Origin of the sequence: Mesorhizobium sp. M4A.F.Ca.ET.090.04.2.1, from assembly GCF_003999085.1 — a bacterium.
In the GTDB taxonomy this organism is placed as follows: domain Bacteria; phylum Pseudomonadota; class Alphaproteobacteria; order Rhizobiales; family Rhizobiaceae; genus Mesorhizobium.
This window is the reverse complement of record NZ_RZOT01000868.1, coordinates 1-1,259: the sequence shown is the minus strand read 5'-3', so window position 1 is coordinate 1,259 and position 1,259 is coordinate 1. Positions and strand designations below refer to the sequence as shown.

Here is a 1,259-nt window from a genome sequence, read left to right as displayed (position 1 = left end):
GGTCTCTACACCGTGCTGCTGCGCCGTTCCAAATTCGGCCTCGAGCTGCTACCGCTGGTGGTTCTGCTGCTTGGCGCCGGCGCGCTGGTCGCCCTGCCCTTCCATCTGTGGGAACTGTTCAACGACGAACGCTCGGCAATGACCATCAACGGCCTGCTCGCGCTCGCCTATCTGGCGGGTCCGGGCGGCGCGCTGATGTACTATCTCTACAACCGAAGCGTGGAGACGCTCGGCGCCAGCCGCGCGAGCATGCTGCTCTACCTGCAGACGGTGTTCGTCGCGATACTGGCCTATCTGCTGCTCGGCGAGAACCTGCATGACTACGACCTGGTTGGTGCTGCCTTCATCGTGGCCGGCATCGTGCTCGCCACGGTGGTCAAGCCCATCCCGGGAAAAGCATGAAGCCGTCCGCAATTGCGCTTCGATAAGCTTAGGCTCCTGGCCCCTTCGGGAGCGGGCTGGCTCGGCGAAGCCGAGACGGAGCGGGCGCCGCCATTTGCGACCCTTCGAGCGGCCGGAGATTCCACAATCCCTGCGTCATCGATATGATGCGGCGATGGGGCGCGACATCAATCGAAGGGGAGCATCCGGTGAACGAAAAAGCCAGTCCAAGAACACTCGCGGAGATCGCCAGCTATCACGCCCATATCTACTACGCCGGGCAGCCTGAGCGGCAGCATGCCGAATGGCTGCGGCTTCGCATCGCAGAACGTTTCCGCGTGCGCCTCGGCAACTGGCGCGACGAGCCGGTCGGCCCGCATCAGCAGGCGATGTACCAGGTCTCGTTCGCCAACGCGCTCTTCGCTACGCTGGTGCCATGGCTGATGTTGAACCACGGCGGCCTGAGCATTCTCATCCACCCCAACACCACCAACCCCAAGCGCGACCATCTGATCGACCCGATCTGGATCGGCCGGCCGCTGGGTGTGAACGGCGAGGTGCTTGGGGACGAAGATGAGGCGGAGGAGGCACTGGAGGTGAATACGGAGCCGACGCTGGGGGCCTAGGGCGGCGTCAGTCCGACAGAGGGCAGGTCCTGGTTGAACAGGATCGCCGGGCTGGTTGGCTTGGCGCTTAAGCTGGCGACGTCGCATCATCAAGACGCAGCAGGCGCAATCGTAGCACGCTTGGCTACAGCCTTGCAGCTCTTGGCGGAATCGCCGACCCGTTTTGCGCATTTGTCTTGACGCAATTCCGGACGAAAAGCCGCTGCGCTTTCTGGAATTTCTTTAGACTGCTTCGCCGGTCTCAATATACCC

At 62.8% G+C, this 1,259-nt stretch carries 2 protein-coding genes; both read left to right on the top strand.

Annotated features, from left to right (window positions below; genetic code table 11):
* Nucleotides 1–402, top strand: a 402-nt coding sequence (locus tag EN781_RS32735; protein WP_145965797.1) for a DMT family transporter, incomplete at its 5' end; no start/stop codon positions are given.
* Between the two features lie 146 nt (nucleotides 403–548).
* Complete coding sequence (locus EN781_RS32730; RefSeq protein WP_126059199.1) at nucleotides 549–1,007, top strand: DOPA 4,5-dioxygenase family protein; 459 nt, start codon at nucleotides 549–551, stop codon at nucleotides 1,005–1,007.
* Nucleotides 1,008–1,259 lie beyond the last annotated feature (252 nt).

Excerpts from the sequence above, each read along its gene's own strand:
- EN781_RS32730 (WP_126059199.1), top strand. The coding sequence starts at position 549 with ATGCGGCGATGGGGCGCGACATCAATCGAAGGGGAGCATCCGGTGAAC.